The sequence below is a fragment of the Bacillus sp. BC08 genome, assembly GCF_054326875.1.
In genome coordinates this window covers 151,984-171,267 of the sequence record NZ_JBTGPA010000035.1, presented here as the reverse complement: position 1 = coordinate 171,267, position 19,284 = coordinate 151,984, and the positions used below count along the sequence as shown (strand labels likewise).

The window sequence follows — 19,284 nt, the reverse complement described above, 5'->3', positions numbered from 1 at the left end:
AATTGCCTTATTTTAAACCTTCAATGAACTCTTCGATTTGTTCTTGTGTTTTACGGTCTTTGTTTACATAGCGACCTGTTTCTTCACCTTTATTGTACGCTACAAAGCTCGGAATGCCAAATACGTCTAATTTTACGCATAGATCAATAAACTCATCACGATCTACATAGTAAAATGAGAAATCACTATATTTCTCTTCTACTTCTGGCATAAATGGGTCTACAAAACGGCAGTCTGGGCACCATTCTGCTGAGAACATAAAGACTACATTCTCTTCATTTTTTAATTGTTGGAATTGCTCCATACTTTCTAATGATTTCATCTATATTTCCTCCTCTAACGAGTGCATTTTTTCATGTTATAATCTTTCTTTTATACTACCATACATCGCGCATGGTGCAAGGTTTATGCTTGCTTTTCGTCATACTTATATTGCCCAACAAGTAACTTCACAACGTGTACAAATAATTCCGTACGGTCGACATAATCATCTGTAAAAATACCAATCGCACCTTCGTGACTGCGAATATCTTTTCTCTGTACAAACTCTTCCATCACTTCACTTAACTCTTTGCCATCTTCAAGAGGTGCTAAAAAATCATCTGGTAACTTAATACGTGCCCCGCCAGCAACAAATGTTTTCCCACCACTTGTTGCTAGCGCGCCCCAGTTACACATAAATAAACCGTGATCTGTTTTCATTACGCCGCCTTCTAGCCCAATACCAATTTGAGCTTCTCCTTCTTGCAGCGCTCGCTTCGCTCTATTAACCGCTCCTTGCATCGTCTCTTCATCTGAAAACGGCTGGTTCGCTACTCCTGAAGGAACAGAAAGAGATGTAATTTCAACATCATTCCAAACCTTCTCCACAGCTCCAACTTTCGTTTTATTCTTCGATCCAACTACTACTTTCATTTCGTTCACCTCTATAAAATTCCATCATTTTACCTTAATCAAATTGTTCTTTATATATGGGAGCATCGCCACCACACATCGATGGGAGCTCTCCCATCTAAAAAAAGAAAGGCTCTTCAGCCCTTCTTCCTCTCTACGCGTTATTCTTAATTGTCTCTAGCGTCGTTTTATCCGTTGCTCTTACAAGCTTCGTAATTAACTCTTTCGCTGCTGCATAATCATCAACATGTAAAATAGAAGCATGTGTATGAATGTAGCGCGCGCAAACACCAATTACTGCTGATGGGATACCTGAGTTACTTGTATGTACACGGCCCGCATCTGTACCACCTTGTGAAATAAAGTATTGGTACGGAATGTTGTGTGTTTCTGCTGTATCTAAAATGAACTCACGCATTCCTCTATGTGTTACCATCGTACGGTCGTAAATACGAAGAAGAGCACCTTTTCCTAATTGACCGAACTGCGTTTTGTCACCAGATGCATCATTTGCTGGGCTTGCATCAAGCGCATAGAAAATGTCTGGTTGAATCATATTTGCAGCAGTTTGCGCACCGCGAAGACCAACTTCTTCTTGTACAGTCGCGCCAGAATATAATGTGTTTGGTAATGTTTCGTCTTTTAATTCTTTTAGTAATTCGATTGCAAGGCCACATCCGTAACGGTTGTCCCAAGCTTTCGCCATAATTTTCTTTTCGTTTGCCATCGGCGTAAACGGGCAGATTGGCACGATTTGTTGTCCTGGTTTTATACCAATTTTAATCGCATCGTCATAGCTGTCTGCACCTATATCAATTAACATATTTTTTATATCCATCGGTTTTGCACGTTGCGCGTCACTTAATAAATGAGGAGGAATAGAACCAACAACCCCAATAACAGGACCATTCTTCGTCATAACTTGTACACGCTGTGCTAATAGAACTTGGCTCCACCAGCCGCCTAACGTTTGAAAACGAAGCATTCCGTTTTTCGTAATTTGCGTAACCATGAAACCTACTTCATCCATATGACCTGCTACAAGAACACGTGGGCCAGTTTCGTCCCCTTTTTTCAGACCAAATACGCTACCTAAACCGTCTTGTACAATTTCATCCGCATATTTGCTTAATTCTTGCTTCATAAAACGGCGTACATCATGTTCGAAACCTGATGCACCTTGTAATTCTGTTAACGTACGAAATAATTGTAATGTCTCTTTATTCACGAAGTCCCCTTCTTTCAAACCTTAGTAGAATACCTCTTTTATTGTAACGAAATTTTCGAAATGTTTCTAGTTTCTTCTTTTTTAGCTGTATTTGCTTTATAATTATTATTGGTACACTATTTTTATTTTATAGAATTGAGGTGAATATATGAGCTGGAAAGGTTTAGTAGCAGGTCTTGGCGTTGGATTTGCAGCTGGTTATCTTGTTGCAAACAAAGTCCAAGAACAATCCCATATTTCTTCAGAAAAAGCATTGAAAATGGTGAAACAAGCATTAAGTCATAAAGGTGAAATTACTGGCTCTTGGGTACATATGGTTCCAGAGACATTTGAAAAATATGATGTCGCATATGAAGTTTATCGCGGCGGTCTTACAACGATGTTAGATGATATACAAGAACGATTTGAATTTTTAGTTGATGCTAAAACAGGTACTGTTTTAGAGGTTATAGCAGCATAAAAAGGAGGGTTCCCATTAGGTGAACCTCTTATTTTTTAATTATGGATAGTAATTGAAATTATATCGATTTACCGACCAAAAAAGCCAATAATAAAAAGGCTGCCCCAACAGACTGCTGGAACAACCTCCTCTTTTTATGCTTCTATACTCGTTTTTCGTTCTATTTTTTCTACGATATGCCCTTCCTCATTCCACTTTACTGCACGGTAATACGCGTCATGATAAAACGTAAACCAAGCATTGTTTTCATCGCCGTATTTCATCCACTTTTGCTTATTTTCAATTGATGTCATCGGATAATCATCGTATGCCATTACCCATAGTACATTTTGATGGGCGTGCGTCGGCAATAAGTCTGCTAAATGAAGCATCGTTTCACCTTTGCTTTCTAAAGCAATAACTGCATGTCCATCACTATGACCGCCTGTATGCGCTATTTTTATTTCATCTGTAATTTCTAGTTCTTGTTGGAACGTAATAACTTGATCTACAATTGGCTCCCAATTTTCCTTCCAATATGTATTGCGTGATCTAATATTTGGGTTCCTCATTTCATTCCATTCTGTCTCGCTTACGTAAATTTTCGCATTCGGAAACGCCGGTACAAGGTGATCACCTTCCCATTTTGTTAAACCAGATGCATGATCAAAATGAAGGTGTGTCATTAAAACGTAGTGGATATCTTCAGGCTTTAATCCTAGTTTTTCTAATGATTCATACACCGATGATTCTTCTGTTACACCTTGATTTCGCTTCATCTTCTCATTCAATTTACCGTTTCCTATTCCAGAATCAATGAGCATATTTCCGTCTTTCGTTTGCAAAAGTAACGGATCTGTTCGTAAATAAATATGATTTGTATCATTATGTTTATACTTGCGTGACCAAAGCACTTTCGGTACAACGCCAAACATTGCTCCCCCGTCTAAATGTGTGTTCCCACCTTTTAGCCACGTCACTTTTATATCTCCAACTTGTAACTGCTCCATTACACATCCCCCTTTCAAATTAATATTAACATAAATTTCTGATTATTTTAGCTGCAAAAAACCTATGCATTACTGCATAGGCTCTGTACGATATTTCGCTTCCACTCGGTAAATACGATGACCTTTACTAGAGAATTTCTCTTCGTATTCAGTCATGATATTACCTTCATAATCACTATTATGAAGATCTAGGCTAAGGTAAGTTAATAACATACCATACTCAGCCATACTCATTAGAGAGTATTCAAATAAACCTTGGTTATCTGTTTTGAAATGGATTTCTCCGCCTTCTACTAACACTTCTTCATAATTGCGTAAAAACGTTTTATACGTTAAACGACGCTTCGTATGACGTTTCTTTGGCCATGGATCTGAGAAGTTTAAATAAACGCGATCAATCTCACCTTTTGCAAAGAAAACTGTTAAATCTTCAGCATCTTTATTAATTAACTTTAAGTTCGGTAATTCTTCTTCAATTAATTTATCAAGTGCATCTACAACAACACTTGTGAATTTTTCAATTCCAATATAATTAATATGCGGATTTGCTTTTGCCATATCATACATAAAGCGGCCACGACCTGTACCTACTTCAATATGAATTGGTTGTTCATTTCCAAATACTTCTTTCCAATTACCAGCGCGCTCCTCTGGGTTTCCGATTACGATATGTGAATACTCATTAATTCGATCCATTGCATATGGTTTATGTCTTAAACGCATAGATGTTTCCCTCTCTTTACATAGCTATTTTAAAGGAATAATTCCTTCTTTCTGTTTTAATCAATCTACCAAATAAAAAACCAAGTACGTACGAGCACTCGGTCCGTTTCTTTCAAGTATAAGATGTACCATTTTGATAAAAACTACATACAGCATTAAACATTCCATGACGAAACAGCTTTTTCTCTTACATTTCTAAGAAGAGAAAAACAATCGAAAGGATGATCCGTTCATGCCAATTAATCAACAACATCAATTAGAAGTGCTGAAAGATATTTTAGTCAATCACCAAAGTGATTGTTGCGGGACAGTTTCTGAATGCGAGCAATTAGAGCGTCTCATTCAATCGTTACTCGCAAACGATAGTATAAATAGTGACGCTAAAGCAATGCTAAACGATGTATATTCTTATAGTCAATCGGGTAAATCTTCCTCTAATTTGGACAACCACATTTCCAATAATCAAGAACAACTTACTCAGTGGATTGCTGGAATGGACAATTTTTCTTAAGTATTACTCTGAAGCAAGTAGTTGCTGTAAATATTGATGCCAATATTCAGCTTCTGCTTGCTGCTTTTTTGTTGTGTGCCATTGAATAGACAAAATCGTTTGTGCTATTACATACCACCTCATACGCCTAAGCAGCGATTCATCCATTTCAATATCATAATATTCGAGCCACTCGCTCCATTCGTGGCGCGGAATGTACCAATATAATAACATACCGAGATCTAGAGCTGGGTCAGCAATTACAGCTCCATCCCAATCAATTAAAAACAGCTCATCTTCATCCGACAATAGCCAGTTGTTATGGTTTACATCACAATGGCATACAACGAATTCATTGTGTTCAATATCTTTTAATGAATCCATTAAATATTGAAGGCCTTGCTGAATTGCTTCATCATCCCTTATATCTCCTCTTAAAACAAGTTGCAATTGTTGTAATAACTCTTGTGCGTGAAGCGGCTGCTTCCCAAGTCTTTGAATCATCTGTACAAGCGCTTTAGAGGAGTGTATTTTCTTCAAAAGTTTTGCAACACGTTCTAGTTTCATATCCTCTGGCTCTAGCTTCTGTCCCGGAAGCCATTTTTGAGCAGAAATTACATCACCGTTCGTTACCCTTCTTGTCCAAAGTAATTTTGGAACAATTCCTTCTGCTGACAATACCGCTAAAAAGGGCGATGTATTCCGCTTTAAAAATAACTTCTGTTGTCCGTTTTGCGCAATATATGCATCGCCCGTTACTCCACCAGCCGGTACAAGACTCCACTCTTTTCCTAATAATTGTTCCAACCATTCCATATTCATTACCCGTTAACAAATCCTTATCTTTTATAGTTATGAAAAGAAAAACCGCAACATTTCTACACATGTTGTGGATTCATATATTTTAATGTAAATGAAAAGAAAACTTGGCATAAGCCAAAAACTCTCTATTTTATTTTACAAAACCAGTCATAGAATGACAACTTCTCAAAATCGTCACCTTTGTCAATTCTACATTTATTACATTCTCATCGTCAAGTAGCGATTTGTCACATTATCGTCAATATATACGTGCTAATTGGAGCGAGCCTAAGTTCCTTTCCTCTAAATGAAGAAATTGGCTCTATTTTCGCTTGCTTTTCGTTTACTAACACATGCCACGTTTCTTCTTTCGGAAGTTGCACCGTTTTAGCTTCTAAACCGCTATTAAATAAAACTATAATCTCTTTCCACGGTCCAAACGATTCTGCATGCTCTAAGTGATATGCAAGTACTTCTGGAGATGTTTGCAGAAAAGTCATGTGCTTTTTTATAAGATCTGCGTTTTGTAATCGGAATGCTCCATGCTCTTTACGAATCGCAATTAAACCTTTTATATAGTTAACGGTCTCTATCTCTTTCTCTTTTTGATCCCAATCTAATTGATTAATTTCATCATTTGCATTATAACTATTTTCATTTCCTTGCTTCGTACGATAAAACTCTTGCCCAGCATGTAAGAAAGGAATGCCTTGCGAAAGAATCACCATTGCGCTCGCTAGAAGGTGACGTTTTTTCAAAATCTCTTCTGGCTCTTCATTACTGCGCATTAGTTTATCCCACATCGTCATATTGTCATGACATTCTACATAGTTAATGCTTTGCACAGGCTCTAAAAACAAACCTGTTTCTTTCATACTCAAAAGGCTTCCTGATGCTATATACTGCAAATGATTACAGTCTACATGCCCACCAAATGCAAAACCACGTTTATTTATATGAAAGGTACTCCCTTTTATTCCATCACGAAATTGATCATTAAATTGCGCAATATACGGCATTTTCTTTGCATTATTTAACGTTGCTTTCTCTTCGGCAGGAAGTGGTGTTTGTAGATCCCACCCTTCTCCTAATAACAAAGCATCTCGCTTTATGTTTCGTACTTCTTTTTCTATTATATTCATCGTATCGACATCTAAAATCCCCATTAAGTCGAATCGGAATCCGTCAACATTGTATTCAGTAAGCCAATATAAAATAGACTCTACAATGAATTTCCTCATCATTTTCCGTTCAGATGCTATATCATTCCCGACTCCCGTCCCATTAGAAGGCATGCCATCTTCACCATGCCGAAAATAATATCCTGGGACAAGCTTTTCAAATGATGATAGCTCTCTTTCATACACATGATTATATACAACATCTACAATCACCCTAATGCCATGCTCATGAAATGTTTCGATCAACTGTTTACACTCTACTATCCTGTTATACGGATCAGAGAGGTCTGTAGCATAATATCCTGTTGGTGCATTGTAATATAATGGATTGTAACCCCAATTATATGCAGAGGAAGGATTCGCCTCATCTACACCACCGAAACAATATAAAGGTAATAATTCAACATGTGTAACACCCAAATCTTTTATATGAGACAAGCCTGTTAACGTCCCATTTCGACCTGTTGTTCCTTCTTCCATTAGCCCCTTATATGTTCCTTTTTTACTCACTCCGCTGCCCTGATGAATAGTAGCATCACGAATATGCAGTTCATACAATATGACATCTGTCATCGCCTGTAATGGTGGTAATTGCTCCTGCTTTGTTACATTTGTTTTTTCTAAATCGATAACAACGCCGTATTTCCCATTTACAGTCACTGACTTTACGTAAGGGTCCACCGCTTCATTCCATATTAAATTAATACAAACAAGAAATGTATACTTTGCTCCAGCTAAATCGCCTTGTAATGTATGAGTCCAAACTCCATTTTCTCCTCTGTACATTTCATGATCGGTATATTCTTTATCACTTTTATAAATCCTTACTTTCGCAAGCCTCGCAGTTGGAGCCCATACTTTAAATGTCGTTGCTTCTTTTTGATACACAGCCCCTAAATCGGTACCTTCGTAATAATACTTTTCATCGAAAATCGCTGTTCTTATGACAGCACCTATTTGTAAATCTGTTTCTTCATTCCGTTCATCTCGTACTGTATAATACTTCCCCACATCTAGCGGCTCTTCTATAAAGCACTCATACTTCGTTGCATCCGGAAGCGCAATTGTATGAGCAATCGGTAAATCTTTCACGTTACTTCCTTCTTGCAAACGAAATGTCCGACTTGTTCCATACGCATGTGGGAGCAAAATTGTAATTTTATTCATTTCATCTAAATAGGCATCAAATGGACGTTTTACTTTCAACATAAAAAAATCACCATCATTCTTAAAGTTAAAATGAAACGAGCTGCAAATGATAAGGCTTTTCTTATCAGCAAAGCTCTATACAGTAACACATTATTCTTTATAGTATATTCACCTGTATAAAAAACGTTTTCATACATTCTATTTTTGTAATTTTATTTCAGCAATCGCTTTATACTTCGGTGTCTCCTTCACGTGAGATTCGTATAAAGTAATTGTATCCGCTTGAAATGATATTTCTGGCACTTCCTTTATATGTTCTAAATCAAACTTCTCTTCTCCTACCCATTTACGAGCAACAGTAATATGCGGATGATATGGGCGCGTTTCTAAAGAAAATCCATTCCCTTCACAAATAGCGTGTACTTGCTTTTGTAACTGGAACAAATCGTGATTCTCACTTACCTTCGACCAAAAAATACGCGGCCTATCTTCCATACCGAATGTTGAAAATCCTTGTAATGTGAACGATAGTTCTTTCGTTTCCGTAAGTGTTTGTAATCCATTCTGTATTCCATCTACTTGTTCCTCTGTCGCACTTCCTAAAAATGAAAGGGTGATATGATAGTCTTCTTTATGTACCCATGAACGAAATGGTAATTCTCCCTGCATTTCCTCTTTATAGTTAGACAGCACTTCTTTTATATGATTTGGTAAAGTGATTGCGACAAAATAATGCGGCTCCATGTACATCTTCTCCTTCTTTCTATTGTTGCTTTTCTTTCGTATCTCATTCAATGAAAAAGAATCAAACTTCCCTAACAGTCTAGCCAAGTTAAGATTGCAATACGAAATGAAATTATATCGACGTTTCGACAAGGAATATCATCTTAACAACAAACGATACGTAACAGAAAACCGTCCCAAAATATGTATCGGGACGGCCTCTTATTATTTATATATATCTATTACTTCGCTAATTCATGAATTGCTTGCGCATAAATTGCTGTCGCTTTTAATAAGTCTTCAATTTCAATGTACTCGTCTTTTTGATGCGCAAGTTCTTCTTTTCCAGGGAATAGCGGACCAAATGCAACACCAGCTTTCAATGAACGTGCGTAAGTACCACCGCCAATTGCTAATAGTTCTGCTTTTTCACCTGTTTGTTCTTCGTATACGCGCTGTAACGTACGAATTAATACGTGGTCTTTATCAACGTGATGCGGGCGAGAGTTCGAATAGTCCGCTACTTCAAATCCATGAGTACCAACGTATTCTTTTAACTTCGCAATCATCTCTTCAAAGTTAGTCGTAACTGGATAACGTACATTTAACCCTAAATTACCACCATTTTCTTTCGTATAAGAAAGACGACCAACATTCACAGTTAACGGACCGCTAACTTCATCTTTATAAGCGATAGTAGCCTTTTCACCATAAATATCACCAGTAAATGTTTCTGTTGCAAATGTTGCAAACGAAGCTCCTTTTCCATCAAGAGCGACTTTCGTTAAGAAGTTTGCCAGTAATAAACCTGCATTCTCGCCCTTCTCTGGAGTAGATCCGTGAGCTGAAATCCCTTTAATTTGCAACGTCACCGTATTACCTTCTACAATTGCTTCACCTATTTTTTTAGCAGTTTGTAAGTACTCTTCATATGCTACTGTAAGTGCATTTACATCTTCTCCTGTAATAATTGCTTCTGCAAAATCAGGAACCATATTTAAACGACGACCTGACTCAAACGAAACAAGTTCATATGTACTTTTCTTCCCTTCACTACCATTTTGCACAACTTGTATATCAGAAATTCCTTTTTCTGCATTAATAATTGGAAAATCCGCGTCTGGCGCAAAACCAATTGTTGGCATTTCTTCGTTTTTAAAGTAGTGATCTACACATTTCCAATTGCTTTCCTCATCTGTTCCTAAAATCATACGAACACGTTTTGAAAGAGGTAAACCTAATTCTTTCACAATTTTCATCGCATAATAAGCTGCCATCGTTGGACCTTTATCGTCAATTGCACCACGTGCAAAAATCTTTCCATCGCGAATATCTGCACTATATGCAGGAGTCGTCCAGCCATCTCCTTCTGGTACAACGTCAACGTGACAAAGAATACCTACTAAATCTTCCCCTTGTCCCATTTCAAGATGACCTGCATATCCTTCTAAATTTTTAGAAGTAAAACCTTCAGTTTCCCCTTTATGTAACATGAAAGATAAAGCTTTTTCTACACCTTCACCGAATGGTGCGCCCTCTTTCGCCGATTCTTCTTCCCATACACTTTTAATTTGTAAAAATTGTTGTGTATCACGAATTAAATCGTCTTTTCGTTTTGCAACTTCTTCTGTCCAATTAATTGCTGACATCACGCATCCATCCTTCACTATATTCTTTCTTTCATCATAACAAACCGAAATCTCTTATGCCATACACGAAAATCAAATACCGAACAATTATAATATTTCAGATATTTCTCATTAGTTTTTCTTTTATTTTTTCAAAAAAATTTGCAGGAATTTGGCGTTTTACGTAGAATTTTATGTGTTAGTTGACTGACCATATATACAATGTCAACTACCAATATTTTTCTATATGAATATTTGTTAAATTTCTGTAAAATTTAAGTAGATTAAAGCATGAATTTTATCATGTAGAGTACAATGGTAGTAACGACCTTCTTTCCTGAATGGGGTCAAAAAAACTAGTAGAGGAGTGGTTTTCTCTTGAAACCTACAACTACTCGTATGCTAACACGCATTAAATCAATTTATATGTACATCAATGAAAACGGAACGGTAACGACGAAAGACCTTGTAGATGAGTTCGGGATCACACCGCGAACGATACAACGTGATCTAAATGTGTTGCAGTTTAATGAACTCGTGTATAGCCCTTGCCGCGGTAAGTGGACAACAACAGGAAAGAAAGTGAGAATGACCTCATAATGAAAAAATAATTGTATGTAAATAAATACATACCCCTTTCTAACTCATTAGAAAGGGGTCTTTTCTGCGCCGAAAAACAGCACTATTTCTCAGTATCTACTTGATATGTTTTTAACATTTCTACTTCTTCATCTGATAGCTCTCGGTATTCTCCAAGTTCTAACTCTGCATCTAATACTAACGGTCCCATCTCTGTTCTCTTTAGGTAGACTACTTTTTTCCCTACCGCTTCAAACATACGCTTTACTTGATGGAACTTTCCTTCTGTAATGACAAGCTCAATTTCAGAAATTTCATCGCTTTTTAATATTGTAAGTGCACCTGGCTTTGTTTCATAGCCATCATCTAAAATAACACCTTTAGCAAACTCTTTTACATCCTCTTCTGTTACGACCCCTGCAACGTGTGCATAATATTTTTTCGGCACATGCTTTTTCGGAGATAACAATTGATGTGATAACTTCCCGTCATTTGTTATCAATAAGAAACCTTCCGTATCAATATCAAGTCTTCCAACTGGGAACGGATCAAAGATTGCATCTTCTAATTCTAATAAATCTATTACTGTTTCATGATTATCATCTTCTGTCGCTGAAATAACGCCTTGTGGTTTATGCATCATTAAGTAAACAAACTCTTTATATTCCACAACTTCACCATGAATCATAACTTCTTGCTCTTCTACATTCACATGAACCTTTGCATCTTTCACTGGCGTTCCATCAATTTTCACAACGCCGTCTTTCAATAATTTCTTTACTTCTTTTCTACTTCCGTATCCCATATTCGCTAATAATTTATCTAATCTCACGCTTTTCACCTTCTTTTTTTATCATAGAAAAGGGGACGTAATTACGCCCCTTTTGATTTCAACTTTATTTTAAATCTATTGCCAAGTTTACGTTGAATTTTCTCTAACGCTTCTCCGCCAAATACTCTTTCCAGTACTCCTGTGCGAATTGCTAACAATCCGTACACAAGACCACCAATACCTGCACAAACCACAACGGTAATAAGAGCACCAATTCGTCCATCAGGCGAAATCATGAAGGACAGAATCCATTGTGATAACTTTACAGCAATGACCATTACAAGTGTTAATACTGCAATTTGGAATGTTCTCTTATATACAACACCAAATGAATAGTGTACATGTTTTTTGATTTGTCTATTCGTATACCATACGGAAGCTAAGAATCCGACTGCTGTTGCTAAAATCGCTCCAACTGTACCGAAATAACGAATAAAGATTACGTTACATACAAATTTCAAAATAACACCCATAATAAGTGCGACAATCGCATGTTTTTGTTGATTGATTCCTTGCAGAATTGCTGCTGTTACTGTAAATAAAGCGAATAACAACGCAACCGGTGCATACCACATTAACACTTGTCCACCTAATGGATCTGAGTCATAGAACGCAGTATAGATTGGATATGCAAGTGTTGAAATACCAACAACTGCTGGCAATGTTAAGAACATATTTGCCTGGAATGTTTGTGTAATTTGTAACTTTAAATAACGGTATTGTTTTTCAGTAAATGATTTTGTAATCGCTGGTACAAGCGTTAAACTAAACGCTGTTGCAAGTGATACAGGAATCATAATTAATTTATGCGTCCACATTGTGAAAATACCAAGTGCTCGCTCTGCGATATCACCTTGGCCAATCGCTTGCATAATTGAGTTAAATGTCAATGTATCAATTTGTTGATATAAAGGAATTGTTAACCCAATTACAACGTAAGGAATCGCATATGCAAATAATTCTTTAAATAATTGAACGGTACTCACTGTCGATTCTGGTACAGTTTGTTCAATTAAATATTGATCCAAATGTTTTTTACGTTTTAACCAGTACCAAATCAATACGCCGAGTGCTCCAACTGCTGAAACGAATGCAGCAAATGTTGCTACCCCAACTGCTGTTGCAACTGTACCGCCAAGTACTTTAATAACGATAAAACTACCCGCTAATAAAAAGACGATACGAATAATTTGTTCAATAATTTGCGAAACAGTAGTCGGTCCCATAGATTGGTGACCTTGGAAATAACCACGAATTAAACTCGCTGCTGGTACAACAATAAGTGCAAAACTTACAAGACGAATAATCGTCGTAACTTCTTCTACATTACTGTGTATACTTTGTTTACCAAGCATTGCTTCTGCAAACAATGGCGCCGACATATATAGAACTAGGAACGAAAGAACTCCAGTTACTATCATCATAACCATTCCCGAGCGGAACATTCTCCGGCTCGTTTTATAATCGCCAAGCGCATTATATTTGGAAACAAATTTGGAAACAGCAAGCGGCACTCCTGCCGTTGCAATACTTAAAAAGATCGTATATGGAATGTATCCATATGTATAGAGCGTTCCGCCTTCTGTACCTACTAATGCATGAAACGGAAAGACGTAAATCATGCCTAAGAACTTTACTAAAAATGTCCCTAACGTAACAATAAGCGTTCCGCGCAGAAATTTCGAATCGGACATACAAAAATCCTCCTACATCTACATAAAGTGAAACTATAATTTGCAGGGAAGGTGTTCACTCCCTACTCTTTATTAGTTGAACTATTCGAGCATTTACGGGCTATCAAATCCCCTTTTTATTTCTCTTACATCATAAGGTTTTCGTCTTATGGCCCACAAATGGCAGGATAGTGCTGAACTCTAACTTTTGTATTGTACCACAATTCTCTCCTTAAGCAGTACTTCACTCTATTTTTCTTTTAAGGGAAAACATGCTATTCTTTTAGGCAGGAAATGTAGAAAATGAGGTCGATATATTATGCATTATGATGTTATTGTCATCGGCGGCGGGCCTTCTGGGCTAATGGCTGCAATCGGTGCTGCAGAAGAAGGCGCAAATGTCTTACTTCTTGATAAAGGAAATAAACTAGGACGTAAACTTGCGATTTCTGGTGGTGGCCGTTGTAACGTAACGAACCGTCTACCACTTGATGAGATTGTTAAACATATACCAGGAAATGGCCGCTTCTTATACAGCGCTTTTTCTATTTTCAATAATGAAGATATTATTACATTCTTCGAAAATCTCGGTGTAAAGCTGAAAGAAGAGGATCATGGTCGCATGTTCCCTGTCTCAAATAAAGCACAATCAGTAGTAGATGCACTTTTAACACGATTAAGAGACTTAGGTGTAAAAATCCGTACGAATACACCTGTCGAAACGATTGAATATGAGAATGGTCAAACGAAAGCAGTCGTACTACAAACTGGTGAAGTGTTAGAAACGAATCACGTCGTTATCGCTGTTGGCGGAAAATCTGTTCCTCAAACTGGTTCTACTGGAGACGGATACGCTTGGGCTGAAAAGGCTGGACATACTATTACAGAATTATTCCCAACAGAAGTACCGATCCTTTCAAACGAACCATTTATTCGTGATCGTTCCTTACAAGGTCTTGCTTTACGCGATGTAAACTTAAGCGTATTAAATCCGAAAGGAAAAGCTATCATTTCTCATAAAATGGACATGCTCTTCACTCATTTCGGCCTATCTGGTCCTGCTGCTCTTCGCTGTAGTCAATTCGTCGTGAAAGCACTGAAAAAGTTTAAAACGAATACGGTTCAAATGAGTATCGATGCATTGCCAGAGGAAAATAGTGAGCAACTATTCCAACGCATGCTGAAACAAATGAAAGAAGATCCGAAAAAAGGAATTAAAAACGTTTTAAAAGGTTATGTACCTGAACGTTACTTCCTATTCTTATTAGAAAAAAATGAAATTGACGGTAGCGAACAAGCTGGACAAGTTTCTCACGAAAAGATTCGTGCACTTGTGAAAGACTTTAAAGAATTTACTGTGAATGTAAATGGTACGCAGTCAATTGAAAAAGCATTCGTTACTGGCGGCGGTGTATCCGTGAAAGAAATTAATCCGAAAGAAATGTCTTCTAAATTCACGAACGGCGTATATTTCTGCGGAGAAGTTCTTGATATCCACGGTTATACTGGCGGCTATAACATTACATCTGCTCTCGTTACTGGTCGAATTGCCGGAACAACGGCTGGAGAAAACGCAAAAATGCAATATTAAAAAAAGAAACAGGGATTCCTGTTTCTTTTTTTATAGGTACATGAAATTATATCAGCGATTCCTCAAATATATCGATTTAGCGACAAATATACGCTCCCCCAAACTTCCCATTGCTTTTTTGTTGCTTTATATACCTTAGTACCTTTATATTTTATATTGTTGAATATTTGAAAAAGGGTAAGGGGAAAACATATGAGAAAAAAAGTCATGATGTCTTTAATGCTAATGACGTTTCTTTCTGCAGTAGAAGGAACGATTGTTAGTACAGCAATCCCTCGTATAACGAGTGATTTGTCAGGCGTCGAACTTGTTAGTTGGGTATATGCAATTTATATGCTTGCAACAGCTGTTTCGACTCCAATATACGGAAAGCTCGCTGATTTATTCGGCCGTAAAAAAGTTTTACTTATCGGAGCTACAATCTTCTTAATTGGTTCTGCACTTTGCGGAGTCGTTACATCGATGGAACAATTAATCTTCTTCCGCGCTCTTCAAGGTATTGGTGCTGGTGCTGTTATGCCGATCACAATGACGATTATTGGAGACTTATATAGCGAAGCGAAAGACCGCGCGAAAGCACAAGGCTGGATGAGTGCCGTTTGGGGCGTATCTGGTGTTATCGGACCGTTAGTCGGCGGATTTTTAGTTGATTCTCTTTCTTGGCGTTATATTTTCTTCTTAAACGTTCCATTCGGAATTATCGCTTGCTTAATGATTGCCATTTACTACAAAGAATCTATTAAGCCCGCTAAACACCATATCGATTATCTTGGTGCAACAGTCTTCTCATTAAGTACGATTGCTCTACTATACGCATTATTAACAGGCAGCAGTAAGCAAAACTGGGGAGACATTACAATTATCGGCCTATTAATCTTTGCCGTCGTTTCATTCATTATTTTCTTATTCATCGAGAAAAAATCTCCGGAACCATTAATTCCGCTAGCACTTTTCTCTAATCGTACATTATCTACGATAAACATATTAACGCTTATTGCTGGCGCAATGATCATTAGTATTACAATGTACCTTCCAATTTGGAGCCAAGGTGTATTAGGAAAAAATGCGACTGAAGCTGGACTTATTTTAATGCCAATCCCTGTTATGTGGACATTTGGCGCTATTTTCTCCGGTAACTTAGTAGGCAAATTAAAAACGAAACAAATCATTTTACTTGGAGCTAGCATTTTATCAGTCGCTACGTTCTTATTATTTACATTATCAACACATTCACCTTCGTTCCTTATTTATGTAGCAGTCGGATTATTCGGCTTAGGAATGGGGCTTGTGACACCGATTTACATGGTAACAATTCAAGCAGCCGTACCAGCTCATACACGTGGAACAGCCGTTGGTTTAAACACATTTATTAATACATTTAGTCAAACGTTAGGTGCTGCAATCTTTGGAACAATCTTCAATACGATGATTCACGCACGCGGTATTAAAAACCTTGATCTTGTATCTGGCGGACACGGGGGAACTACAGCAAATGTAGCAACCGAATCGCAAGAGGCATTAGCATCAAGTGTACACGTCATTTATATGAGTACTTTCGTATTAGCAGTATTCACACTAATTATCGCTTGGATTTTATTAAAACCAGCTACTCAAACAAGTGAGCAATAATAAAAAGGATGACCAAAATGGTCATCCTTTTTATTATTCTTCATTCTCCACAATATGTTTCAGCATGGACAATTTATTATCCCAAAAACGCTCATAATACGAGAGCCATTGTTGTAATTCCTCTAGTGGTTCTGGATGCAAACGATATATCTTCTCTCTTCCACTTTTTCTTCCGCTTACTAAATTCGCTTCTGAAAGAATATGAAGGTGCTTTACAACCGCAGTACGACTCATCGGAAAATGATCCGTTATTTTGGAAATCGGTAACTCTTTGTCACTTAATAACCGTATTACTTCGCGGCGGGTTGGGTCAGCAATTGCTTGAAATACATCATACTTCGCTGCCGATGAGGACACTTAGCCTTCGACAACCTTTTTCAGTTTTTCATTTACAATCGCTACCCAGCCTCCACTCATTCTATCGCGAATAATAGAGCTCTTCGCATTTGCTTTCGGAAGAATTTCATCAGGATGTTTCCAGCCGCCGTGAATTAACGTAAATTCTGTTTTATTATCTCCTAGGTCTTTCAAATTAAATGAAACGATCCAGCCATCTGTATCCCATGAGAAAGATAGATGATTTGGCTCATCAATTTCTAACACTTTACATGGTGATGGCCCAAATGGTGATTGTACATGAAATTCATGTCCTACCTCTAATTCGAAATCATTTGGCATAAACCATGATGCAATTCCATCTGCAGTTGATACTACATTCCATACTTTTTGAATAGACGCGTTGAAAACGATCGTTTGTTTAATATCATTTAATGTATTTTGTTGTTCCATTTTCATTCTCCTTTATTCGGCGCTCAAATATAACACCTTTCGGTTACATTTAGATAATATAACACCTTTTAGTTTCATGTCAACGCTAATTCTTTTTTTAATGTTGAGAAATTCTCAACATTTTTTCAACAGGACAAACACCCTCTCAGCATTCCTTCATAATATACTCACAAAGGCAACAAAAAATAAAAACTTCTCTTAACATGAAACTCCATCATTCATCTTGAAAGAAGAGCCTTGCTTATATCATGCGTATTTCGTCTCTCCTCCTTCCCTCAGGGACACTACGCGAGATATGAAAAATCAGAAGGAATATGCCCACCATTTGAGTAGGTAGTTATTTCTCTTCTCCTCAACATTTCCTTAGGAGCGAAATGACTACCGACTCACTTTTTTCAAACAAAAATAAAAAGGGGATGACAACTATGTTCTATTGCATTAACTGCTCTGATATTCATCATGAAAAACATCCGAATGATAAAGTATTCAAAAACGGTTTTTATATTGATCCATTTTTAGGTGATCGTTATCACCTTGGTATGTGTACAGATGCCCAAAACCATGAAACAGGGGAGCCTCTTTTAACGACAAAGAAATTAGGTACACCCCAATCCATTATGAACGTATTACCGACACATGTTGTCCCAACATAAAGCATAAAAAAGAGCTGGCTCACCCAGCTCTTTTTTATGCTTTATAAACGATCATTGCTGAAAAACAATAAATTTGGTTCTCATCATCGTTAATGGAAACACCAACTTGGTACTTAATATCTACAAAGTTACTATCATCAATCTTTTTCAAAAAAACATTTACAGCGTCTTCTAAGTCTTTTTCGTGACTTTCATCAAACACTTTCACACGAATCATGTTAACACCATCCTAGATCGCAGCCCTCCGCCGCTTGATTATTGCCACGGTGCGTATCTATGATGCGATAAAATTTTCCGTCTTCATATATATATCCGTCTTCTAACACATATTGTTTACCTTCAGTATAGACATAAAACTTACCTATCATAAATTTACTCGTATATAATTCCAAACAATCTGGTCTAAATTTAGCTACAACTTTATTTGTAATATCAATTTTTATTGTGCGCCCCACCTTCTCTCCCTCCTTTGCAAAGAACGGATTTAGGTATATTGTATTAGCGATTTTACATTTTATGCTTAAAAATAAGTGGATATGCCTCCCTTCCTCACCTGTACTATTTTTCTAAAAAAATCATAGATAAGTAAGAGCAAAAAAATATATATAAAAAAAGAGTTTTTACTTATTGACTCATATATAATTATTATGGTATTATATAAAATTTGACATTTTTATTCACTTATGTTATCATTAAAGGTGGTTACCACATATGGAGGTGGATGATTTGTTTCAAATTGGTGATAAAATCGTTTATCCAATGAACGGCGCAGGGGTCATCGAAGCCATTGAAGAGAAAGAAATATTAGGAACAATACGTCAATATTGTGTGATACGTATCATTAGTAAAGATATGCAAGTAATGCTTCCTATGGATCAATTACAAAAATCAGGTATTCGTTATATCGTAGATAAAGGTACGTTAGATGATATACTTCTTGAATTTCAAAACGGGGAATCAGATACATCACTTTCCTGGAAACAAAGATATACAATGAATATGGAAAAAATGAAAAACGGCAATCTGCAAGATAGTGCAGAAGTTGTTCGCGATTTACTTCGCCGCAATAAAGAGAGAGCTTTAAATGCGAGCGAAAAACAAATGTTAGATAATGCCCGAAAAATGATGATTAGCGAAGTTGCACTCGTGCAAAATGTTTCTGAACATCAAGCAACAGAATATCTTCAAGATACAATTAATCATTAAATTTAAAATAGCCGACCGCTATTTTTTTTTGCACAAAAAAGGACAAAGAGCAAAAACTCTTTGTCC

At 37.0% G+C, this 19,284-nt stretch carries 22 protein-coding genes; 7 read left to right on the top strand and 15 right to left on the bottom strand.

From position 1 onward, the window contains the following. Window positions 1-7: 7 nt before the first annotated feature. The 3 genes from ACXVYO_RS18930 to ACXVYO_RS18920 all read right to left on the bottom strand — a co-directional run bounded on the left by ACXVYO_RS18930 (window position 8) and on the right by ACXVYO_RS18920 (window position 2,122). Window positions 8-322, bottom strand: coding sequence for a thioredoxin family protein (locus ACXVYO_RS18930; protein WP_000838193.1), 315 nt, complete (start codon window positions 320-322; stop codon window positions 8-10). 83 nt (window positions 323-405) lie between these two features. After that, window positions 406-915 carry a DUF84 family protein gene (locus ACXVYO_RS18925; RefSeq protein ID WP_458468193.1) on the bottom strand — a complete coding sequence of 170 codons (510 nt, stop codon included), beginning with the start codon at window positions 913-915 and terminating at the stop codon, window positions 406-408. A 133-nt stretch (window positions 916-1,048) separates the two neighbouring features. Next, entirely contained in the window at window positions 1,049-2,122 is a 1,074-nt protein-coding gene (locus tag ACXVYO_RS18920) for a M42 family metallopeptidase (RefSeq protein ID WP_458468192.1), read from the bottom strand. A gap of 148 nt (window positions 2,123-2,270) precedes the next feature. Between ACXVYO_RS18920 and ACXVYO_RS18915 the strand changes: the two genes are divergently transcribed. Then, window positions 2,271-2,582, top strand: coding sequence for a PepSY domain-containing protein (locus tag ACXVYO_RS18915; RefSeq protein ID WP_000118541.1), 312 nt, complete (start codon window positions 2,271-2,273; stop codon window positions 2,580-2,582). Between the two features lie 134 nt (window positions 2,583-2,716). Here ACXVYO_RS18915 and ACXVYO_RS18910 read toward each other — a convergent pair whose 3' ends face one another. Both ACXVYO_RS18910 and trmB read right to left on the bottom strand, forming a co-directional pair. Further along, a complete protein-coding gene (locus ACXVYO_RS18910; RefSeq protein ID WP_458468191.1) occupies window positions 2,717-3,571 on the bottom strand; it encodes a YtnP family quorum-quenching lactonase in 855 nt (284 codons plus the stop codon). A 69-nt stretch (window positions 3,572-3,640) separates the two neighbouring features. Beyond that, entirely contained in the window at window positions 3,641-4,294 is a 654-nt protein-coding gene (gene trmB / locus ACXVYO_RS18905; RefSeq protein ID WP_001239381.1) for a tRNA (guanosine(46)-N7)-methyltransferase TrmB, read from the bottom strand. A 232-nt stretch (window positions 4,295-4,526) separates the two neighbouring features. On the opposite strand from trmB, the gene ACXVYO_RS18900 reads away from it, so the two are divergent. Continuing rightward, the gene (locus ACXVYO_RS18900) at window positions 4,527-4,805 is read left to right on the top strand and encodes a YtzH-like family protein (protein WP_097906247.1); all 279 of its coding nucleotides are present in this window, start codon (window positions 4,527-4,529) and stop codon (window positions 4,803-4,805) included. A 3-nt stretch (window positions 4,806-4,808) separates the two neighbouring features. Here ACXVYO_RS18900 and ACXVYO_RS18895 read toward each other — a convergent pair whose 3' ends face one another. The 4 genes from ACXVYO_RS18895 to pepV form a co-directional block, all read right to left on the bottom strand. Then, window positions 4,809-5,606 carry a phosphotransferase family protein gene (locus tag ACXVYO_RS18895; RefSeq protein ID WP_002073294.1) on the bottom strand — a complete coding sequence of 266 codons (798 nt, stop codon included), beginning with the start codon at window positions 5,604-5,606 and terminating at the stop codon, window positions 4,809-4,811. A 227-nt stretch (window positions 5,607-5,833) separates the two neighbouring features. Next, window positions 5,834-7,975 carry a type I pullulanase gene (gene pulA / locus ACXVYO_RS18890; protein WP_458468190.1) on the bottom strand — a complete coding sequence of 714 codons (2,142 nt, stop codon included), beginning with the start codon at window positions 7,973-7,975 and terminating at the stop codon, window positions 5,834-5,836. A gap of 138 nt (window positions 7,976-8,113) precedes the next feature. Then, complete coding sequence (gene thpR, locus ACXVYO_RS18885) at window positions 8,114-8,659, bottom strand: RNA 2',3'-cyclic phosphodiesterase (RefSeq protein ID WP_458468189.1); 546 nt, start codon at window positions 8,657-8,659, stop codon at window positions 8,114-8,116. 221 nt (window positions 8,660-8,880) lie between these two features. Beyond that, window positions 8,881-10,287 carry a dipeptidase PepV gene (pepV, locus tag ACXVYO_RS18880; RefSeq protein ID WP_458468188.1) on the bottom strand — a complete coding sequence of 469 codons (1,407 nt, stop codon included), beginning with the start codon at window positions 10,285-10,287 and terminating at the stop codon, window positions 8,881-8,883. A 357-nt stretch (window positions 10,288-10,644) separates the two neighbouring features. Here pepV and ACXVYO_RS18875 point away from each other — a divergent pair, with 357 nt between their 5' ends. Beyond that, a complete protein-coding gene (locus ACXVYO_RS18875) occupies window positions 10,645-10,866 on the top strand; it encodes a DeoR family transcriptional regulator (RefSeq protein WP_000805512.1) in 222 nt (73 codons plus the stop codon). Between the two features lie 82 nt (window positions 10,867-10,948). Here ACXVYO_RS18875 and ACXVYO_RS18870 read toward each other — a convergent pair whose 3' ends face one another. Further along, window positions 10,949-11,677 (bottom strand): pseudouridine synthase, encoded by a 729-nt coding sequence (locus ACXVYO_RS18870; protein ID WP_071722484.1) that lies wholly within the window; start codon window positions 11,675-11,677, stop codon window positions 10,949-10,951. A 41-nt stretch (window positions 11,678-11,718) separates the two neighbouring features. Further along, the gene (locus ACXVYO_RS18865) at window positions 11,719-13,371 is read right to left on the bottom strand and encodes a putative polysaccharide biosynthesis protein (RefSeq protein ID WP_242241045.1); all 1,653 of its coding nucleotides are present in this window, start codon (window positions 13,369-13,371) and stop codon (window positions 11,719-11,721) included. A gap of 298 nt (window positions 13,372-13,669) precedes the next feature. On the opposite strand from ACXVYO_RS18865, the gene ACXVYO_RS18860 reads away from it, so the two are divergent. Further along, window positions 13,670-14,941: an NAD(P)/FAD-dependent oxidoreductase gene (locus ACXVYO_RS18860; protein ID WP_458468187.1), complete on the top strand. Its 1,272-nt coding sequence runs from the start codon at window positions 13,670-13,672 to the stop codon at window positions 14,939-14,941. Window positions 14,942-15,133: 192 nt separating this feature from the next. Further along, complete coding sequence (locus ACXVYO_RS18855) at window positions 15,134-16,570, top strand: MDR family MFS transporter (RefSeq protein ID WP_458468186.1); 1,437 nt, start codon at window positions 15,134-15,136, stop codon at window positions 16,568-16,570. Window positions 16,571-16,603: 33 nt separating this feature from the next. Here the strand turns inward: ACXVYO_RS18855 and ACXVYO_RS18850 are convergent, their stop codons facing one another. Further along, window positions 16,604-16,927, bottom strand: a complete 324-nt coding sequence (locus ACXVYO_RS18850; RefSeq protein WP_000098837.1) for an ArsR/SmtB family transcription factor — start codon at window positions 16,925-16,927, stop codon at window positions 16,604-16,606. Then, window positions 16,928-17,359, bottom strand: a complete 432-nt coding sequence (locus ACXVYO_RS18845) for an SRPBCC family protein (protein ID WP_458468185.1) — start codon at window positions 17,357-17,359, stop codon at window positions 16,928-16,930. Between the two features lie 425 nt (window positions 17,360-17,784). Here ACXVYO_RS18845 and ACXVYO_RS18840 point away from each other — a divergent pair, with 425 nt between their 5' ends. Then, complete coding sequence (locus tag ACXVYO_RS18840; RefSeq protein ID WP_033659785.1) at window positions 17,785-18,012, top strand: DUF3973 domain-containing protein; 228 nt, start codon at window positions 17,785-17,787, stop codon at window positions 18,010-18,012. A gap of 34 nt (window positions 18,013-18,046) precedes the next feature. On the opposite strand, the gene ACXVYO_RS18835 is transcribed toward ACXVYO_RS18840, so the two are convergent. Both ACXVYO_RS18835 and ACXVYO_RS18830 read right to left on the bottom strand, forming a co-directional pair. Next, window positions 18,047-18,229 (bottom strand): sporulation protein Cse60, encoded by a 183-nt coding sequence (locus ACXVYO_RS18835; RefSeq protein WP_000621751.1) that lies wholly within the window; start codon window positions 18,227-18,229, stop codon window positions 18,047-18,049. 1 nt (window position 18,230) lies between these two features. Further along, window positions 18,231-18,467 carry a DUF2553 family protein gene (locus ACXVYO_RS18830; protein ID WP_000533797.1) on the bottom strand — a complete coding sequence of 79 codons (237 nt, stop codon included), beginning with the start codon at window positions 18,465-18,467 and terminating at the stop codon, window positions 18,231-18,233. 256 nt (window positions 18,468-18,723) lie between these two features. Here ACXVYO_RS18830 and ACXVYO_RS18825 point away from each other — a divergent pair, with 256 nt between their 5' ends. Further along, window positions 18,724-19,218: a CarD family transcriptional regulator gene (locus ACXVYO_RS18825; RefSeq protein ID WP_001998466.1), complete on the top strand. Its 495-nt coding sequence runs from the start codon at window positions 18,724-18,726 to the stop codon at window positions 19,216-19,218. The last annotated feature ends 66 nt before the right edge of the window (window positions 19,219-19,284 follow it).

Coding starts and splice junctions, on each gene's coding strand:
- ACXVYO_RS18840 (WP_033659785.1), top strand. CDS start 17,785: ATGTTCTATTGCATTAACTGCTCTGATATTCATCATGAAAAACATCCG.
- ACXVYO_RS18915 (WP_000118541.1), top strand. CDS start 2,271: ATGAGCTGGAAAGGTTTAGTAGCAGGTCTTGGCGTTGGATTTGCAGCT.
- ACXVYO_RS18910 (WP_458468191.1), bottom strand. CDS start 3,571: ATGGAGCAGTTACAAGTTGGAGATATAAAAGTGACGTGGCTAAAAGGT.
- ACXVYO_RS18930 (WP_000838193.1), bottom strand. CDS start 322: ATGAAATCATTAGAAAGTATGGAGCAATTCCAACAATTAAAAAATGAA.
- ACXVYO_RS18900 (WP_097906247.1), top strand. CDS start 4,527: ATGCCAATTAATCAACAACATCAATTAGAAGTGCTGAAAGATATTTTA.
- ACXVYO_RS18865 (WP_242241045.1), bottom strand. CDS start 13,371: ATGTCCGATTCGAAATTTCTGCGCGGAACGCTTATTGTTACGTTAGGG.
- trmB (WP_001239381.1), bottom strand. CDS start 4,294: ATGCGTTTAAGACATAAACCATATGCAATGGATCGAATTAATGAGTAT.
- ACXVYO_RS18860 (WP_458468187.1), top strand. CDS start 13,670: ATGCATTATGATGTTATTGTCATCGGCGGCGGGCCTTCTGGGCTAATG.
- ACXVYO_RS18845 (WP_458468185.1), bottom strand. CDS start 17,359: ATGGAACAACAAAATACATTAAATGATATTAAACAAACGATCGTTTTC.
- pulA (WP_458468190.1), bottom strand. CDS start 7,975: ATGTTGAAAGTAAAACGTCCATTTGATGCCTATTTAGATGAAATGAAT.
- thpR (WP_458468189.1), bottom strand. CDS start 8,659: ATGGAGCCGCATTATTTTGTCGCAATCACTTTACCAAATCATATAAAA.
- ACXVYO_RS18825 (WP_001998466.1), top strand. CDS start 18,724: ATGGAGGTGGATGATTTGTTTCAAATTGGTGATAAAATCGTTTATCCA.
- ACXVYO_RS18855 (WP_458468186.1), top strand. CDS start 15,134: ATGAGAAAAAAAGTCATGATGTCTTTAATGCTAATGACGTTTCTTTCT.
- ACXVYO_RS18835 (WP_000621751.1), bottom strand. CDS start 18,229: ATGATTCGTGTGAAAGTGTTTGATGAAAGTCACGAAAAAGACTTAGAA.
- pepV (WP_458468188.1), bottom strand. CDS start 10,287: ATGTCAGCAATTAATTGGACAGAAGAAGTTGCAAAACGAAAAGACGAT.
- ACXVYO_RS18925 (WP_458468193.1), bottom strand. CDS start 915: ATGAAAGTAGTAGTTGGATCGAAGAATAAAACGAAAGTTGGAGCTGTG.
- ACXVYO_RS18895 (WP_002073294.1), bottom strand. CDS start 5,606: ATGAATATGGAATGGTTGGAACAATTATTAGGAAAAGAGTGGAGTCTT.